Source organism: Streptomyces sp. NBC_00377, from assembly GCF_036075115.1.
Lineage (GTDB): Bacteria > Actinomycetota > Actinomycetes > Streptomycetales > Streptomycetaceae > Streptomyces.
The window spans coordinates 4,308,292-4,325,490 of sequence record NZ_CP107958.1; the positions used below are offsets into that span (position 1 = coordinate 4,308,292).

Consider the following 17,199-nt stretch of genomic DNA (forward strand, 5'->3'; position numbering starts at 1 on the left):
AGGGGCCGCTGGTCAGGCCGCGTCGGCCTCCATGCGCTCGCGCAGGCTGCGCGGGCGCATGTCCGTCCAGACCTCGGCGATCCGGGAGAGGCACTGCTCGCGGGTGCCCTCGGTGCCCTCGGCGGTCCAGCCGGCGGGCAGATCGCGCTCGGCCCACCAGATCGAGTACTGGTCCTCGTCGTTGCGGACGACGCGGTAGGTGCGGTCGTCGTTCAGCTCGGTCGCCATGTCTGCTCCTTGGAAGGGTGATCGGGCGGACGCCCGGTGGCGGGGTGGTGCTGGTGGTGCGAGTGGTGCGGTGAGGCGAGTGGTGCAGTGGTGCGGGTGGCACGGTGGGGCGAGTGGGGCGGTGGGGCGCCTGTGCGGTGGTCCGGCTGGGGCGGTGGTCCGGCGTGGTGCGGCCGGGGGCCGTGGGGCAGTGGGGCGAGTGGCGCGGTGGGGCGAGTGGTGCGCCTGTGCGGTGGTCCGGCTGGGGCGGTGGTGCGGCCGGGGGCTGTGGGGCAGCTGGGGGCTGTGGGGCAGCTGGGGCCGTGGGGCGAGCGCGCGCGTGGTGGGGGTGCGGGCTCAGGCGGTCGGCGGGGGCAGGAAGCCGTCGACCCGTACTCCCAGGCCCTTGGCTGCCGCCACGTCGTGCACGAAGGCGGCGAGGGCCATGTCGAGCACCCCGAGCCCGAAGGGCGAGAAGACCGTCGTGCGGCCCGGGACGCGGACGAACTCCCTCTCACCGGTGAGCAGTTCACCGATCGAGGCGTCGATGAAGTCGCGGTTGCCGGTGAGCTGCTCCGCCAGGTGCGGCGAGGTGCGCTCGCGGCACACGTGGTCGGCGTCGTCGACGATGTTGTGGGCGCCGAGCAGCGCCTCGGGGCGCAGGTCGCGCAGCGAGACGTGCAGCACCAGCGAGCCGGGCCGCACCGCGTCGAGGCCGGTGTGCGGCACGCCCGCCGTGGTCGCGAAGGAGATCAGCGGGTGCGCGCCGAGGGCCTCGTCGAGCGAGTCGGCGTACGCGATCCGCAGCCCGGGCGCCTCGGCTGCGACCCGCCCGGCGAACTCCTCGGCGCGGGGCCGTGCCCGGTCGTACAGCGTGACCTCGGTCAGCTCCGGCAGCACCGCCCGCAGATGGCGCAGGATCTCGTGGTTGATGACACCGCAGCCGATCAGCGCGACCCCGGTCGGACGCGCCTCGCGGGTCAGCAGCTCGGCGGCGAGCGCGGCACCGGCCGCGGTGCGCCTGGCGGAGATCACCGAACCCTCGACCAACGCCTCGGGATGGCCCGTGGCCAGTGAGTTGAGCAGGATCGCGGCGCTGGCGCGCTGGAGTCCCGACTCGATGTTCGCCGGGAAGGACGAGATCCACTTCATGCCCGCCACGGGGCGATCGCCGCCGCGGTAGGCCGGCAGGCCGATGATGCGGTCCCGGTCGTGTCCCGGGAAGCGCAGGAAGACGGAGTGCGGGACCGCGGTCTGCCCGGCGGCGTGCAGCCGGTAGGCCTCGGCGACGGTGCGGACATTGTCCGCCTCGCGGCCGTCGAGGATGCTCTCCACATCGGCGTGCCGGATGACGATCATGGGGAATTCAGTCCTTCCAGAGATGGGAGACCTCGCCGAAATTCCGGCGCACCCAGTCGTCGGAATAGATGGTGTCGAGATAGCGGTCGCCGCCGTCGGGGAAAATGAGCACGCAGTTCGAACCGTCCGGAATGCGCTCCGCGTATTTCCGCAGGGCCGCGACCGTCGCCCCGGACGAACCGCCGGCCAGGATCGCCTCGCGGGCGACGAGCCTGCGGCAGGCCGCGACGCATTCGAGGTCGGAGATGTGGACCACGTCGTCGGCGGCCTGGGGGTCCATCAGCGGCGGCACCACGGAGGCGCCGTGCCCGGGGATGAGCCGTGCCGTCGATTCGAGCCCGAAGATCGCGCTGCCCAGGGCGTCGACGGCGACGACCGTGGTGCCGAGACCCTCGTCCTGGATGTGGTCGGCGCAGCCCTTGAGAGTGCCGAAGGTCGAGACCGAGGCGAAGAGATAGTCGACCCGGCCGTCCAGGGACCGGGCTATCTCCCGCATGGTGACCTCGTGGGCGCGCGGGTTGAGGGGGTTGGCGTACTGGTTGGGCCAGAACGCGTTGGCGGTGCCCGCGACCAGCTCGCGCACCCTGCGCAGACGGGCCGGCAGATACTCGCCGGTGGCCGTGTCCCGCTCGGTGATGACCTCGACCTCGGCGCCGAAGGCGTTGAGGATGGCGAGGTTCTGACCGGTGGTCTTGCCGTCGACCACGCAGATGAAGCGCAGTCCGAAGTAGCGGCAGACCTGCGCGAGTCCGACGGCGAGATTGCCGGAACTGGACTCGACTACGACGGACTCGCCCGGCCGCAGTTCACCGCTGCTTACCGCGTCGACGAGCATTCTCAGCGCCGACCGGTCCTTGATGCTGCCGCCCGGGTTGAATCGCTCGACCTTGGCGTAGACCTTGGACCCGAAGCCGGGCAGCAGGTTTTCCATGTGGACCAGGGGGGTGTTCCCGATGGTCGACAGAATTCCTGAGTACGGTTTCTCGGGCACGGTTGTCCCTTCGTGGCAGGCACTGTCGGAAACCTTCGACCTGACACTCGAATTCTGTGCGGGACCGCTATACCCCCCCTATAAGGGGCGGACCGGCCCGCGGGCCGGTCCACAGGAAGGAGCCGGGGTACGCCCGTCGCGGCGTACCCCGGCTCCTTGTTCTCGCCGTCAGCGGGTGCGGGACCCGGGTCCGGCGGGCACCTGCTCGGCGACCGTCGGCTGCGGCGCGCGGACCGCGTCCGGGGCCGCCGGCGCGGGAGCGGGCTCGTCGCTGCCCTCCAGGCTGACGCCCGGCAGGAGGCGCAGGGCCCGCGGCATCTTCCAGGTGGCGTCGCCGAACATGGTCAGCGCGGCCGGCAGCAGCACTCCGCGCACGATCGTGGCGTCGATGAGCACGGCCGTCGCGAGCCCGACGCCCACCATCTTGAAGTCGATGGCGGAGAGTGTGGCGAAGACCGAGAACACCGCGATCATCACGGCGGCGGCGCTGGTGACGACGCCCGCGCTCTTGGTGATGCCCTCCACCACGGCCTGCTTGGTGGACAGGCCCCGGCCTCGGTACTCACGCACCCGGCTGAGGATGAACACGTGGTAGTCCATGCTCAGCCCGAACAGGGTGACGAACATGAACAGCGGCAGCCAGCTGACCACCGCGCCGTAGGAGCGGAAGTCCAGGAGCGAGGACAGGTGCCCGTCCTGGAAGACCAGGGTCAGGACGCCGTAGGCCGCGCCGATCGACAGCAGGTTGAGGACGATCGACACGATGGGGATCACCAGCGACCGGAAGGCGGCCGCGAGCAGCACGAACGCGAGGACGATCACGAAGCCGAAGACCCAGGGGGCGCTGCCGTCGAGCGCCGAGTTGAAGTCCTCCTGCTTGGCGGTGTCGCCGGCGACCGCGAACTCCAGGCCGTCGACCTTGCCGAAGGAGGCGGGCAGTGCCGTGTCGCGCAGTTCCTTCAGGGCGGCCACCGACTCGGCGTTCTTGCCGTCACCGGCGAGCGGCACCCGGACCACCATGAGCTTGCCGCCGGGGATGAGGCTGGCCTCTACGGGCTCCATCAGCTTGCCGCCGCTGTCGGCGACCTGCTCCTTGAGGGCGCCGATCGCGGACTTGACCGCGGCCCCGTCCAGATCCGTGCCGCGCACGACGACCTCGGCCGGCTGGGTGTCGACCGGGAACGCCTTCTCGACCCGCTCGAGGGCCTGCAACGCCGGTACGTCGGTGGGCAGCCGGTGCTTGAGGTCGGGGTCGGAGAGCTTCATACCGAGCGCGGGCACGGCGAGCAGGGCCAGGGCCAGGGCGCCGACCGCGGCCCAGACGACGGGGGCCTTGACGACCTGGCGCACGACCGCGCCCCACACCCGGGAGTCCTTGACCACGGTGCGGCGGGCGCCGAGCCACGGCACCTTCCAGCGGTCGACGCGCTCGCCGAGCGAGGACAGCATGGCGGGCAGCGCGGTGATGGCGCCGAGCATGGCGATGCCGACGACGGCGATGGTGCCGACGGTCATACCGGTGAAGGTCTCGATGCCGGTGAAGAAGAGTCCGGCGAGCGCGACCATGACGGTGAGCCCGGAGACCACGACCGCCTTGCCGGAGGTACGGCCCGCGATGATCAGCGCGGTGTCGTTGTCGTGTCCGGCGGCCCGCTCCTCGCGGGCCCGGCGCAGGTAGAACAGCGAGTAGTCGACGCCCACGGCCATGCCGATCAGGAGCACCACCGAGGGGGTGGAGTCCCCGATCGCGATCCACTTGCCGAAGAACGTCAGGAAGCCCATGGCCGCCACGACGGAGACCAGCGAGATCAGGACCGGCAGGCCGGCCGAGACGAGCGAGCCGAAGACGACGGCGAGGATCACCACGGTGAGCGGGATGGACAGCAGCTCGGCGCGGAGGAAGTCGTCGTCCTGGATCTTGTCGATCGCCTGGCTGACGCTGACCTTGCCGGTCTGGGTGATGGCGACACCCGGGTGCGTCCTGGCCTGTTCGGCGACGGCCTTCTCCATCGGCTCCATCGAGTAGCCGGTCACGGAGAACCGGACGAGCAGCGAACGCCCGTCCTCGGACACGAGCTTTCGGGCCGCTTCGGCGCCGTCGGTCGGCGTGACGACGTCGGAGGCCCAGTCGGCGCCGGTCTCGTCCTTGCCGAGTCCGCGCAGCGCCTGCGCGACGTCCTTGGCGGCCTGCTGCATCCCGGGGTTGGAGGCGTAGGCGGGGTCGCCCGCCTTGGCCTCGATCAGCACGTTCTCCTGCGGCGGCGAGAACACGGCCGCGTCGTCCAGCATCTTCTGTGCGCGGCCCGTCTCACCGGGCGCGTGCTCGTCGAGGCTGGTGGAGCCCAGGCCCGCGCCGATCGCGATGATGAGGACAACCAGACCCAGCCAGCCGAAGGCTGCCCGTTTCCGATTTCGGACACTCCAGTGGGTGATCCGTTCGACCAATGGCCGTCGACCGGCCCCGGCTGCCTGATTCATGATGGTGACCTCGTCGCTAGGGGTGGTGGCTTCACGCTGGCAGCGCCTTCTCATAAACGGCCTATATTCCGAGGCCGCAGGGGTGGAGGGGGCCGCGCTCACCAGTCGTCGTACTGGCCGTCGCCCAGGCTCAGCAGTTCCGCGAGCTCGTCGCCCGTGGTCAGCGGGAGGCACGAGACGACGGCCGAGGGCTGGTCCACCGCCGCCTCGATCATGCGGGTGCACACCGCGGCGAACCGCTCGACGGTCTCCCGGTCGAACAGCTCGTCGGCGTAGCGCAGGACGATCGTCAACTCGTCGGCAGAGCTGCGCAGTTCGACGTTGAAGTCGAACTGGCCCTCCATGTGCGGAAGGTCGAGGAGCGACAGCCGAAGTCCCCCGTACGTGGCTGGTCGTGCCGCGCCGACCAGGCCGGGGACCGGCAGCCGGTCGATGGCGAGCAGCGTCACGGCCATGGCGAACCTGGGTACGGGCACGGGGTGGCGCAGCCGTCCGAGGCCGGCGAGCAGTCCCAGGTGCGCCTCGCTCACCGTGTCGCCGATGGTGCTGCCGGGGGCGAAACGGGCGCGCAGGGCGAGGGAGTTGACGAGATAGCCGACCATGTCGGCGGTGCCCTTGCCGATCCGGCTGGACGCGGGGCAGCCGATGAGGAAGTCGTCGAGTCCGGTGGAGCGGTGCACGGCGGCCTGGAACGCGCCGAGCAGCAGCGCGAAGGGCGTCACCCCGGCCTCCGCGGCCGCACCGGGCAGCCGGGCGGCGAGGGCAGGGGCGAGCGGGTGGACGCAGGTCGCGCCGCGCAGCGCCGCGGGACCTGTGGCGGGCCGGTCGGGGGGCAGGGTCGCGGCGGTGGTGCCCTGGCCGAGCCCGGCCCAGTACTGCTCGGCGCGGGCGCGGGCGGGGCTGCCGGCGAGCGCCCGTTCCTGTTCGACGTGCAGGCTGTACGGGACGCCGACGGCGGGCAGCGGCACCCCGCCGAGGGCGTACGCGTCGAGGAGGTCGCGCAGCATCAGCCACTGGCTGGTGGCGTCGCTGGCGATGTGGTGGGCGGCGACCACCAGCGCCGCGTCGGCGGGCCCGCGGCGCAGCAGCACGACCCGGAAGGGCCAGGCGTCGGTGAGCGCGAACGGCCGGGCGCCGGCCTCGCGGGCGAGCGCGGTCAGCTCCTCGTCCGTGCTGCCGTGCGCCTCGCGCACCTCGAACGGCACGGTCAGGTCCGGCGCGGGCCGGCGCACCGGCTGCCCGTCCTCCTCCTCGTACACGGAGCTGAGCAGTTCGTGGCGGCCGGCGAGGGCGGCCACCGAGCGGCGCAGGTTCTCCTCGTCGAGCGGGCTGTGCACCCGCACCCCGAGCACCACGTTGTACGCGGCGCTGCCGGGGGCGAGCCGGTGCAGGAACCACATGGCTTCCTGGCCCTCGGAGAGCGGGAGCGCGGCGGTACTCGCCCGGCCGGCGGGGCGCGGGGGCGCGGCGGTCACTGCCTGGCCAGCTCTTGCGTGAGGTGTGCGGTGATCGCGTCGACCGTCGGGTGGTCCCAGGCCATGGTCGGTTCGACGGCGAGCCCGAAGCGGTCCTCGACGTCGCCGCACAGGGTGAGCGCGTAGACCGAGTCGAGGCCGATGTCGACCAGCGGCGCGCCCTCGTCGATCTCCTCGCGGGAGCACTCCAGGTAGAAGGCGATCCGTTCGACGAGCCAGCCGCGGATGTCGGCGGCGGAGACGGTGCCGGACGCGGTGGGGCCGGTGGACGCAAGGGACATGGCAGAACTCCCGTGGGAACGGCGGACCGCTCAGGCGAGCGGCGCGCGGATGAGGTCGAAGGTGCGGTGTTCTTCGTGACGGTGGAGCAGCTCCGCGTGGAGCTCCTCGGCCGCGTCCCGGGGCGGCGGCCCCGGCTTCAGGCCGAGACGGTCGGCGAGCCGGTGCAGGGCGCAGATCACCCAGGCCGGATCGCGGTGCGGGCCGGCGCCGTGCTGCCACACGCCGAGACAGGCCGCGGCGGCGAGCACGTGCGCGTACCGGTCGGCGAGCAGGAACCCCCGGCGCGAGGCGAGCACCGTGCGGTCCCGGGGCGGCAGTTCGGCGGCGCGGCGCGCGATGCCCCGCAGTTCGCCGGCGAACAGCCGGGCCAGGGCGTCCACCCGGGGGTCGTCGTACTCGGTGTCGGTGACGGCCCGGCTGAGGGTGTCCTGGCCGCGCGCGTTGAGTTCCAGCCTGCCGAGGTCCAGGGGCGGCAGCGGGTCGCCGGGGCGGAACAGGGCGGCGGGGGGCGCGGCGCCGGGCCGGAACCAGCCACGAGCCGCGAGCCGCGGCAGCTGCGGCACGATCGTGGCCTGGCAGACGGCGCTGCCGGCATGCGCGAGCGCCACCACGGGCAGGTCGCGGGCGGCCTTCTGGAAGACGGTGTACGGGCCGGTGCGGACATAGCTGCGGGCGCCGAGCAGCACCGAGAGCCGGTAGGAGGACTCCTGGAGCAGCTTGGGCACCAGGTACTTCACGGCGGCGGACTGCACGCTGGTCTCGCCCGGCAGCAGATGCAGCGAGCGGGCGCCGACCGTGGCCAGCGCGTCGCTCACCAGGAGGTCGGCGAAGGCGCCCACCAACGTGGCGCGCGCGTAGGGGAGTTCGGCGACGGGACGGCCGTAGAGCCGGCGTCCGAGCCCGAAGCCGAGCACGGCCCGCAACTGGGTGTCGCCGACGCCGACGACCATGCCGGGCAGCACACTGCGGGTCACCTGGAAGGCGCGCAGCACGGTCTCCATGGCGTCGCCGGGCGCGCCGAGAACGGAGTCGGCGGGCACCGGGCAGTCGTCGAACTCGATACCGCCGAGGAGGCAGCCGCGGACGCCCGACGTCGGGTAGCGGACGTCGCGGCGCACCGCGCCGGCGGGCAGCCGGTCGAGGTCGACGAGGAGGTGGGAGTGGCTGCGGCTGCCCGGCTCGGCGCCGGTGCGGGCGAACACCACGGCGGCCTCGGCCCGCGCGACGTTGTTCACGAGCTGCTTGCCGCCCCGCAGCCGCAGGCCCTCGGGCGCGGGGGTGGCGGTGAGGCCGACGCGGGAGAAGTCGCTGCCGTGGGCGAGTTCGGTGTACGCGGCGACGATGCGGCCGCCAGAGAGCAGGATGTCGGCGGCCCGTCGCTGCTGGGCGGCGGAGCCCGACGCCCAGACGGGCAGTCCGGCGATGAAGCTGGTGACGCCGTAGCCGATGCCGAGGGAGCAGTCGCGCCGGAAGACGGTGCGCATCAGGTGGGCGAGCCCGTCGGCCTGCGTGAAGCGGCCGCCCAGGGCGCGCGGCACGAACTCGGCGTTCAGGCCGTATCCGGCGAGCAGCCGCTCGCCCTCTGCGGAGAGTTCGCCGCGTTCGTCCGCGGCGAGCACGGCGGCGGCGCCCAGCGGGTTCCCGGGGTCACCGGCGGGCCCGACGAGGCGTTCAAGGGCGGCGGCGCGCACCCGGTGGTCCGGGTCGGCCGCGGTCGCCCCGGGCGCCTGCCCGGGCGCGTACGTGATCGTCTCGCTCATGACCCCTCCTGGGCCGTACGGCCTGCGGCCTCGGCCAGTTCGCAGTGCAACAGCGAGAACAGCAGCCCTTCACGGTGCTGCCGGCGCAGCGTCGGCAGCAGCCGGTCCAGGGCCGGCCCGTCCACGTCGTCGAGATCGGGTTCGCCGCTCAGCTGCCGCAGCAGCCGGGTGAGCACGGCTTCCAGCCAGCCGCTGTCGCACCAGCGCCCGACCGGGTTCTCCAGCCACAGGTGCAGGGCGGCCGAGGCCGCGTAGAGCTGCGTGTAGGCGCGGGCTAGCGCGAAGGCGCGTTCGGGCACGTCGCGGGCGGAGGGCCGGTGGGCGGCGAGTTCGTCGTGCAGTTCCCCGGCCAGGACGAGCAGCCGTCCGGCCTGTGCGGCGACGGCGCTGTCCGGTTCCTGGGCGCGGATCCGGTCCACGGCGGCCGGCAGCGCCTGTACGACGCTGCAACCGGACCGCGCGTACAGGGTCAGGGCGTCCGGGTCGAGCGCGGGGGGCGGTGCGTCGAGCCGGGCCGAGGCGGCGACGCCCACCGGGTCGGTGTGCCCGCCGCGCCAGCCGCGGACGAGGACCGGGAACTGGTTGATGAGGTAGTTGAGGTTGACGACGGTGCTGCCGTCGAAGATGCCGACGATGCGGTGGTCGCGCTCGATCTTCTGGAACGTGCCCTCGGCGTGGTCGGCGACGAGCATGGCGCGCGCCCCCAGGACCTGCCGCAGGCCGCCGATCAGCTCGTCGCCGACGGTCGGGACCAGGTACTTCACGACGGCCGACACGGCGCTCTGTTCACCGGTGAGGGTGTGGATGCCGCGAGTGGCGACCAGGCTGACGGCCTCGACGGCCAGCAGGTCGGCGTAGGCCTCGGCCAGGGTGCGGCCGGCCTGCGGGAGGTCGGCGAGCCGTCGCCCGTACAGCTCGTGCTGCTCGGCGAAGGCGACCGCCACGCCCAGGGCCTGTCCTGCCATGCCGAGCGTCATCGCGGAGCAGAGCGTGCGGGTGATCTGGAAGCCCTTGAGGATGATCTCGAGCCCCGCGCCCTCGGCGCCGATCAGTGCCGACGCGGGGATCTCGGCGGCCGTGAAGGCGATGCCGCTGATGTCCGCACCGCGCACCCCGTGGGTGGGCAGTGCCGGGACCGGATGCCAACTGCCCGGTGCGAGCTGTGACTTGTCGACGAGGAAGAGGCTGAATCCACGGGCGCCGCCGGCCGGGTCGGTACGGGCGAGGATGGTCACCAGGTCGGCCCGGGTGGCGTTGTTGATCAGCCACTTCTCGCCGTCGAGCCGGTAACCGCCCGGGGTGCGTCCGGCGGTCAGTTCACCGGCCAGCAGGTCGCTGCCGTGCGACTGCTCCGTCAGGGCGAGCGAGACCACCGCGCCGTCCATGACCCGCGCCGCCAGCCGTGCCGCCTGCTCGGGGGTGCCGCCCACCCAGACCGAGACCGCGCCGAGATACGTCTTGGTGTGCGCGAGCGCGACGGTGAAGTCGCGGCGGCCCAGCGTGCGGATGATCTGTAGCAGTTCCTCGCTGGAGCGCAGTTCACCGCCGAGGCGGGCGGGCACGAACCACTTCGGCAGGCCGAGCGCGTCGAGCTGACGGCACACCTCGGCGGGGAAGGCCTCCGCCCGGTCCAGCGCGCCGAGCCGGGCGAAGGAGAACGCCAGCGCCGGATCGTGCGGATCACCGAATTTGCCCTCCAGGTCCTCGGTGAGCCCGTAGGGGGACCACTCCCGGGCCGTCGTCGCTGTCGTGGCCGCCGTGGTCACCGGCTGTCCGCCTTCCGCGTCCGGGGCGCACCGGCGTGCGCCAGCGCGTCCTTGAGGTACAGCTCCCGCATGAGGGTGCGGCGGATCTTGCCGCTGGTGGTGCGCCGCACCTCGCCGACCCGCACCAGGGCGACGGCGCCGACCCTGACCCCGAGGCGCCGGCCCAGCCGGGCCCGCGCGCTGGTCGCCAGGTGCCGCAGCTCGTCCTCGCCGCGGCGGCCCGCCCGTACCTCCTGGGTGACGACGATCTCCTCGTGCGACCCCTGCGGGACCGCGAAGGCGGCGGCCGGAAGGTTCCCGAACTCCTCCTCCAGGGCGCCGATCTCCCGCTCGATGTCGTGCGGGTAGAGGTTCCGCCCGTGCACGATGATCATTTCCTTGATGCGTCCGGTGACGTACAGCTCGCCGCCGAAGAGGGCGCCGAGGTCGCCGGTGCGCAGGAAACCGCCGCCGAGACCGGCGGCGGTGGCGCCGAAGGTGCGCCGGGTCTCCTCCTCGCGCGCCCAGTAGCCCAGCGCGAGGCTCTCGCCGCGGATCCAGATCTCGCCGATCTCCCCGTCGGGGAGCACCCGGGCCGTCGCCGGATCGACGATCCGCACCTCAAGTCCGCGCACGATGCCGCTGCTCACCAGCTCCTGTCCGGCCGCGCCCGGGCCGGCCTCGGTGAGGCGTCCGGCGGCGAGTTCGGCCGCGTCCACGGCGGTGACCACCGGGGGCGTCTCCACCCGGGTGCCGGTCACGAACAGCGTCGACTCGGCCAGCCCGTAGCCGGGCAGCAGCGCCTCGGGCCGCAGCCCGGCCGGCGCGAACCGGTCCGCGAAGCGGGTCAGGGTCGCGGCGTCGACCGGTTCGGCGCCGTTGCAGGCGTGCGTCCAGCGCGACAGGTCGAGTCCGGCGACCTGTTCGTCGGTGAGCCGCCGCGCGCACAGGTCGTAGGCGAAGTTGGGGGCGCAGCTGATGGCGGCGCCGGTCCGGTCGATCAGCCGCAGCCAGGAGACGGGCCGCTTCAGGAAGTCGGTGGGCGGCATCAGGACGGCGGTGCCGCCGAGGTAGAGCGGCGTGAGCATCATCGCGATGAGGCCCATGTCGTGGTACGCGGGAAGCCAGCTGCACCAGGTCTGCCCGCCGTGCCAGCCGTGACTGCTGCGCATCAGCTCGATGTTGTGGACCAGGGCGGCGTGGGAGACCACCACCCCCTTGGGCTCACTGGTCGAGCCGGAGGTGTACTGGAGGAACGCCGGCAGCTGCGGCAGCACGGCAGGCAGCGTCCAGCCGAGCACATCGGTGGCCACGGCCTGTTCGAGCGTCGCGTCGTCGAGGACCAGGCTCGCGCCGCTGTCGGCCGCGATGCCGTGGATGCGCGCCTGCTGCGTGCTGTGTCCGCCCTGCGCCGGTACCGGTACCGGGATCACTCCCGCGTACAGACACCCGAGGAAGGCCCGGATGAATCCGGTACCGGGATGGAAGGCGAGCAGCACCCGTTGGCCGGGGGCGGTGCGGGTGGCGAGCCACTGGGCCACCGACCGGGCGGCGCCGTCCAGCCGGGCGTAACTGAGCAGCTCGTCCGTGGTCGTGTCCGCGGAGGCGAAACGGACGGCGATCCGGTCCGGATGCTCCGCGACCCGGCGCCGGAATCCGCTCACGTACCCGTCGAAGCAGATCACGTGCCACTCCCCCTGCGTTCGAAGCCGACTGGTGGGCCCACCCTCGTCGGCACGGCTATCCCGGGCCTATAAATGCGGGTCCGGCCGCGGTCCGGTACCGCAGCCGCAGATCGGCCACCCGTCCCCGGTTGGTGGCCACCCTGCCCTTGACCCGCAGGCCTTCCGGTGTCTCGGTGATCTCGACGTCGACGAACACCCGGTCGCCCGGGTGGACGGGGTGGCGGAAGCGGCACCGGTCCATGGCGGCCAGCGCCACCTCGCGGGCGGGTCCCGCCCACTCCTGGACGGCGCGGTCGACGGCCTCCACGAGATAGAGGCCGGGCAGCACCGGAAAACCCGGGTAGTGCCCTGCGACGGTGGGATCCGCGGCGGCCTCGGCGACGGTGAAGGCGACGGCGGCGGAGTGCGCGCCTCGGCGCATGACGTCGAGGTCGGCGGTGTTGGCGACGGCCTGTGTACCGGTAGCGGTCATGACGTTCCGTCCTGTGGGAGTCCACGTGAATGCCCACGTGGGAGTACGGCGGGCGGGCCCTTTGACAGCCCGCCGGCGCGCGGCGGCGAGATCTCCGGGAGACCGCCTGCGAGGGGCGTCGAGGTCTCCCGGGGACCGCCGGCGCGCGGCGGCGAGATCTCCGGGAGACCACCGGCGAGGGGCGCGAGGTCTCCGGGGGACCGCCGGCGAGCGGCGGCGAGGTTTCGGGAGACCGCCTGCGAGGGGCGCGAGGTCTCCCGGGGACCGCCGGCGAGCGGCGGCCATGATGTGGGGAGCCGCCGTACCGGGGGGACCGGACGGCAGCCTGACGCTGCGGAATGCCGCCGCCCCCCGGGCCGGCAAGGGGGGCCGGCCGTGCGAGGGGCCCACGAGCCGTGCGAGGGGCCGTGCCGCCCGGTGGCCCCGCCGCCCGGCGGCAGCCGCAACCACCCGCGTGGCCGCCCGAGAACGACGAACCGTACGGGAACCCCACGGATACGCGGCAGCGGTCCACGTCCCCGCCCGTCAGCCGCAGCCGCCCGCGTGGCCCTCGTCGAACGACGAACCGTACGGGAACCCCACGGATACGCGGCAGCGGTCCACGTCCCCGCCCGTCAGGCGCAGCCGCCCGCGTGGCCCTCGTCGAACGACGAACCGTACGGGAACCCCACGGATACGCGGCAGCGGTCCACGTCCCCGCCCGTCAGCCGCAGCCGCCCGCGTGGCCCTCGTCGAACGACGAACCGTACGGGAACCCCACGGATGCACGGCAGTGGTCCACGTCCCCGCCCGTCAGCCGCAGCCGCCCGCGTGGCCGTCGTCGAACGACGGGCCGTGCGGGAGCTCCTCGGATGCGCGGGAGCGGTCGGCTTCCAGAACCTCGCGGGCGGCGGCCGCCGTCACGAAGTCCCGGAGCCGGTCGACGCCCCAGAACTTGTCGTAGTGGACGGTGAAGAAGGGCACCCCGAACACCCCGTCGCGGTGCACCGCGAGCAGCGCCGCGAGGCCCTCCTCACGCAGCTGCGGATCGTCGGACGCGCCCGCCAACTCGGCACTGTCGATGCCGAGTTCCGGACCGAAGGAGCCGATGGTCGCCGGGTCGCAGATGTCCCGGCCCTCCTCCCAGCGGGCCCGCGCGGCGAGCGCGACGAACTCCGCGCCCCTGCCGTGCCGCCGGGCGGCGAGGTACCCGAGGTGCGGCACCTCCCACACGGGGTCCCGGTCGACGGGCCACCGGAAGCTCAGCCCGCGCGCCGCGGCGAGCCGCCGTACGTCCTGGAGGATGTAGCGGTGCTTCGCCGCCGACATCGCCGCGTAGGGGAACTCCCCGCCCGCCGCGTCCAGCATCTTGCGGCTCAGCTCGTCCGGCTCGCAGAACGGGATCCACTCGATCCGTGCGGCCAGTTCGGGGTGCTCGTCGACGAGTTCGCGGTAGGCGAGCCAGGAGTACGGGCTGCGCAGCGAGAAGTAGAACCGCGGCGTCACCCGCTTGCGCTTCCCGCTGCTCACAGCGCGATGCCGCCGTCCACCTGGAACACCTGTCCGGTGACGTAGGCGGCCTGGTCGGAGACGAGGAAGGAGACGAGCGCGGCGACGTCGGCGGCCGTTCCGAAGCGGCCCAGCGGGATCCGCCCGAGCATCTCCTTGGTGACCTTCTCCGCCAGGACCGACGTCATGTCGGTGTCGATGAAGCCCGGGGCGACCGTGTTGGCGCGGATGTTGTACCGGCCGCCCTCCTTGGCGAGGGAGCGGGTGAATCCGATGATGCCGGCCTTGGACGCCGCGTAGTTGGTCTGTGCGGCGTTGCCCGCGACACCGGCGACGGACGACAGGGTCACGACCGCGCCGCCGCGCCGTTTGATCATCGGGAAGATCACCGAACGGCAGACGTGGTACGTGCCGTCCAGGTTGGTTCCTATCACCGCGTCCCAGTCGTCGTCGGGCATCAGGACGAGCGGGTTGTCCCGGGTGATCCCGGCCGAGGTGACCGCGGCGGCGACGGGCCCGAACTCGTCCTCGACGCTCGTGACGAACGCCTTGACCTGCTCGCGCTCCGCGACGTCCACCTTGCGGGCGAACGCCCTGCGGCCCAGGGCGGTGACCTCCTTCGCCACCAGGTCGGCGGCGGCCTCGTCGGAGCGGTAGCAGAACGCGATGTCGTAGCCGTCGCTCGCGAGCCGGTTCACGACGGCGCGGCCGATACCGCGCGAGCCGCCGGTGACCAGAGCGACCTTCGCCCCGGTGGTCCCGTCCGGCCGAGCGGCACGAGCGGCCGGGGAAGTCTCAGCAGTCATGGTGATGTCCTCCTTTCACACAGGCAGGCCCGCGGGCGCGGGCAGCAGTTCGGTGACGTCCTTGAGGGCGACGACGAAGGCGCCGACGCTCAGGAGCCGGCGGCCGCCGACATGGGTCTCCCCGGCGAGGATGGCGGTGTCCCCGGCCTGCTTGAGCAGACGTACGGAGTGTTCGAGGACCTCCCCCGGGTACGCCTGGCCGTCGAAGACCACGTCGTTGATGGCGCCGGCCAGTTCGACCTTGCCGGCGAGCACGTCCGGGTTCGGCTGCTCCCAGGTGGACAGGAGCACGGCGGACTGCGCCCACGACTCGACGACGAAGGCGATCGGATACGCGTAGTCGGCGGGCGCCGCGTGCTGCCCGAGCTGCGCGTAGCAGGGCTCGTTGCCGGAGATCGCCTTGTACGCCGTCATGCGCGCGCCGGGGACGACCTCGCCGATCCGGTCGACGAGCAGGATGGGGAAGCGGTGCGGGATGGTGTTCTTGATCCGGTGGATCCCGTGGAATCCGCCGGTCCCGGCGGTCGCGTGAGGTGCCTCCTCGGGTGCGGACACGTTCACTTGGCCTCTCCTTCGGACGTCGGTGTCGTCGCCGCGCCGGTGCGGCGGTAGCGCAGTCTGATGTCGGCGACGGCTCCGGCCACGGTGAGCGCGGACGCCCTGGCGGTCAGCAGCCCGCCGTCCTCACCGACGTCGACCGTCACCTCGGTGGAGACCCGGTCGCCGGGGAAGACCGGACGGCGGAAGCGGCAGCGGTCCATGGCGACCAGTTCGAGGCCCGCGCCGAGACCGGCGCCGTCCGCCCAGAGCCGGGCGGTGCGGTCGGCGGCCTCGAGCAGGAACACGCCCGGCTGTACCGGGAAGCCCGGGTAGTGGCCGATGAGCACCGGGTCGCCGGGCTCGGCGACGAAGGCGGTGGTGGCGCCGGACGGCTCGTTGCGCAGCAGCTCCAGGCCGTGCGCGCCGAGCGCGCTCGCGGGGCTCACGCGGCCCCCTCCTTCTCCTTCAGCTTGCTCTGGAGCAGCTCGTAGGTGCCCCGCAGGGAGGTGATGGCGACGAGTTCGGCCTCGGCCATCTTCACCGCGTACTCCCGCTCCAGGCGCACGGTTATCTCCAGGGCCATCAGCGAGTCCACGTCGAGGTCGTCGACGAAGTGGGCCTCGTCGGTCACCTCCGTGGCGTCGAGGTCGAGGATCTCCGCGACGAGGACGCGCAGTTCCTCCTTGTCGAGGGCGCGGGTGCCGGTGGCGTCGCTGCTGACTGTGGTCTCGGTCATGGTCGTCTTCCGTTCGAGGATGCGTCGGACTGGGGCGGCGGGCGCGGCGTACAGGGCCCGGACGAGCAGGCGGCGGGTGCGGTAGGCGCGGCGGCGGGCGGTCGGCAGCACGGGTTCAGACCCGCAGCAGCGTGCAGCCCGCCTGGCCGTCGGGGTCGACGGAGGTGACCAGGGCCACCCCGCCGGGTTCGGTGACGCAGAGCGCGGCGGCCAGCTGGAAGGCGGCGGACGCGGCGGAGGCGTCGCCGATGAGCCGGCGCAGGCGCAGGCGGCGGGGCCGGTGCGGGCCGAACACCTCGTTGAGGGCGGCCTCCTCGCGTCCGCCGAGGGCGCCGCCGGTGTCGCTCGGCACGATCAGCGACACGTCCTCGGGCTCCGCGCCTGCCTCCTTGAGCGCCTCGGTGACGGCCCGTACGACGGCCTGCTGGGCGCCCTCCGGCTCCGGGAACCCGAGGAAGCGGCTGCCGAGCAGCGTGGCCAGCGGGCTGCGCCCGTACGCCTCTGCACGGCTGCGCGGTTCGAGGAGGAACAGCGCACAGCCCTCGCCGAGCGGTCCCGCGGAGCGTCGGGGGGTGTCCTGTCTGCCCCGGTACTCCAGCCAGGCGCGGTCGGCCGAGTACTCCTCGACGGCCCCGCACAGCACGGCCTCGCAGTGGCCCTGCCGCAGCAGCCGCGACGCGTAGTTCAGGGCCAGCAGTCCGGTCAGTGCGCCGCCGGCCACGGTGGCGTTGGGGCCGCGCAGGGTGTGCCAGATGGCGCTCTGTCCGGCCGCCCGGTTCATCACCGTGTTGGGGAAGCGGGCCGGGTCGACGTGGAAGGGCTTCTCCCCGGTGAGGGAGTCACGGGTGAAGTCCATGATGCTCTGCACGCTGCCGTGGCCGGTACCGAGCACCATGCCGATGCCGTCGGGCCGGTCTCCGGCGAGGCCGCCGCCGGCGGTCTCCAGGAGCATGCCGGTGGTGGTGACGGCGATGGCGGTGGCCCGGTCCATGGACCGGGTGCCCTTGCGGCCGAGGATCGCGCGCGCGTCGAACTCCGGTATCTCACCGGCCCGCCGGTACGGTCCCTGACCGGACGCGGTCGTGGCGTCCCGGCCCGCGCGCACCCCGTCGGCGAACGCCTCGGCGCCGAGCCCGTACGGCGATCCCGTGGACCATCCGGACACGACAAGACTG

The 17,199-nt window shown here is 73.0% G+C and carries 16 protein-coding genes; all 16 read right to left on the reverse strand.

Going from position 1 to position 17,199, the window contains the following annotated elements; translation table 11 throughout:
• Positions 1 to 12: 12 nt before the first annotated feature.
• Positions 13 to 228 carry an MbtH family protein gene (locus OHS71_RS19295; RefSeq protein WP_328480615.1) on the reverse strand — a complete coding sequence of 72 codons (216 nt, stop codon included), beginning with the start codon at positions 226 to 228 and terminating at the stop codon, positions 13 to 15.
• Between the two features lie 336 nt (positions 229 to 564).
• The gene (gene sbnB / locus OHS71_RS19300) at positions 565 to 1,566 is read right to left on the reverse strand and encodes a 2,3-diaminopropionate biosynthesis protein SbnB (protein WP_328480616.1); all 1,002 of its coding nucleotides are present in this window, start codon (positions 1,564 to 1,566) and stop codon (positions 565 to 567) included.
• A 7-nt stretch (positions 1,567 to 1,573) separates the two neighbouring features.
• Positions 1,574 to 2,557 (reverse strand): 2,3-diaminopropionate biosynthesis protein SbnA, encoded by a 984-nt coding sequence (sbnA, locus tag OHS71_RS19305; protein ID WP_328480617.1) that lies wholly within the window; start codon positions 2,555 to 2,557, stop codon positions 1,574 to 1,576.
• A gap of 168 nt (positions 2,558 to 2,725) precedes the next feature.
• Complete coding sequence (locus tag OHS71_RS19310; RefSeq protein ID WP_328480618.1) at positions 2,726 to 5,035, reverse strand: MMPL family transporter; 2,310 nt, start codon at positions 5,033 to 5,035, stop codon at positions 2,726 to 2,728.
• 98 nt (positions 5,036 to 5,133) lie between these two features.
• The gene (locus OHS71_RS19315) at positions 5,134 to 6,510 is read right to left on the reverse strand and encodes a condensation domain-containing protein (protein WP_328480619.1); all 1,377 of its coding nucleotides are present in this window, start codon (positions 6,508 to 6,510) and stop codon (positions 5,134 to 5,136) included.
• The gene (locus OHS71_RS19320) at positions 6,507 to 6,791 is read right to left on the reverse strand and encodes an acyl carrier protein (protein ID WP_328480620.1); all 285 of its coding nucleotides are present in this window, start codon (positions 6,789 to 6,791) and stop codon (positions 6,507 to 6,509) included. The genes OHS71_RS19315 and OHS71_RS19320 overlap by 4 nt, the downstream gene beginning before the upstream one ends.
• 30 nt (positions 6,792 to 6,821) lie before the next feature.
• On the reverse strand, positions 6,822 to 8,552 hold the full coding sequence (locus tag OHS71_RS19325) for an acyl-CoA dehydrogenase (RefSeq protein WP_328480621.1): 1,731 nt from the start codon (positions 8,550 to 8,552) through the stop codon (positions 6,822 to 6,824).
• Positions 8,549 to 10,318, reverse strand: coding sequence for an acyl-CoA dehydrogenase family protein (locus OHS71_RS19330; RefSeq protein WP_328480622.1), 1,770 nt, complete (start codon positions 10,316 to 10,318; stop codon positions 8,549 to 8,551). The genes OHS71_RS19325 and OHS71_RS19330 overlap by 4 nt, the downstream gene beginning before the upstream one ends.
• The gene (locus OHS71_RS19335; protein WP_328480623.1) at positions 10,315 to 11,982 is read right to left on the reverse strand and encodes a fatty acyl-AMP ligase; all 1,668 of its coding nucleotides are present in this window, start codon (positions 11,980 to 11,982) and stop codon (positions 10,315 to 10,317) included. Before OHS71_RS19335 ends, OHS71_RS19330 begins: the two co-directional genes overlap by 4 nt.
• A 55-nt stretch (positions 11,983 to 12,037) precedes the next feature.
• Positions 12,038 to 12,454, reverse strand: coding sequence for a hypothetical protein (locus OHS71_RS19340; protein WP_328480624.1), 417 nt, complete (start codon positions 12,452 to 12,454; stop codon positions 12,038 to 12,040).
• A 792-nt stretch (positions 12,455 to 13,246) separates the two neighbouring features.
• On the reverse strand, positions 13,247 to 13,963 hold the full coding sequence (locus OHS71_RS19345) for a 2-hydroxychromene-2-carboxylate isomerase (protein WP_328480625.1): 717 nt from the start codon (positions 13,961 to 13,963) through the stop codon (positions 13,247 to 13,249).
• A complete protein-coding gene (gene fabG, locus OHS71_RS19350; RefSeq protein WP_328480626.1) occupies positions 13,960 to 14,748 on the reverse strand; it encodes a 3-oxoacyl-[acyl-carrier-protein] reductase in 789 nt (262 codons plus the stop codon). Before fabG ends, OHS71_RS19345 begins: the two co-directional genes overlap by 4 nt.
• 15 nt (positions 14,749 to 14,763) lie before the next feature.
• Entirely contained in the window at positions 14,764 to 15,309 is a 546-nt protein-coding gene (locus OHS71_RS19355) for a 3-hydroxyacyl-ACP dehydratase FabZ family protein (RefSeq protein ID WP_328480627.1), read from the reverse strand.
• Positions 15,306 to 15,734 carry a 3-hydroxyacyl-ACP dehydratase FabZ family protein gene (locus tag OHS71_RS19360; RefSeq protein WP_328480628.1) on the reverse strand — a complete coding sequence of 143 codons (429 nt, stop codon included), beginning with the start codon at positions 15,732 to 15,734 and terminating at the stop codon, positions 15,306 to 15,308. The genes OHS71_RS19355 and OHS71_RS19360 overlap by 4 nt, the downstream gene beginning before the upstream one ends.
• Entirely contained in the window at positions 15,731 to 16,024 is a 294-nt protein-coding gene (locus OHS71_RS19365; protein ID WP_328480629.1) for an acyl carrier protein, read from the reverse strand. The genes OHS71_RS19360 and OHS71_RS19365 overlap by 4 nt, the downstream gene beginning before the upstream one ends.
• Positions 16,025 to 16,139: 115 nt before the next feature.
• Entirely contained in the window at positions 16,140 to 17,189 is a 1,050-nt protein-coding gene (locus tag OHS71_RS19370) for a beta-ketoacyl synthase N-terminal-like domain-containing protein (protein ID WP_328480630.1), read from the reverse strand.
• Between the last annotated feature and the right edge of the window lie 10 nt (positions 17,190 to 17,199).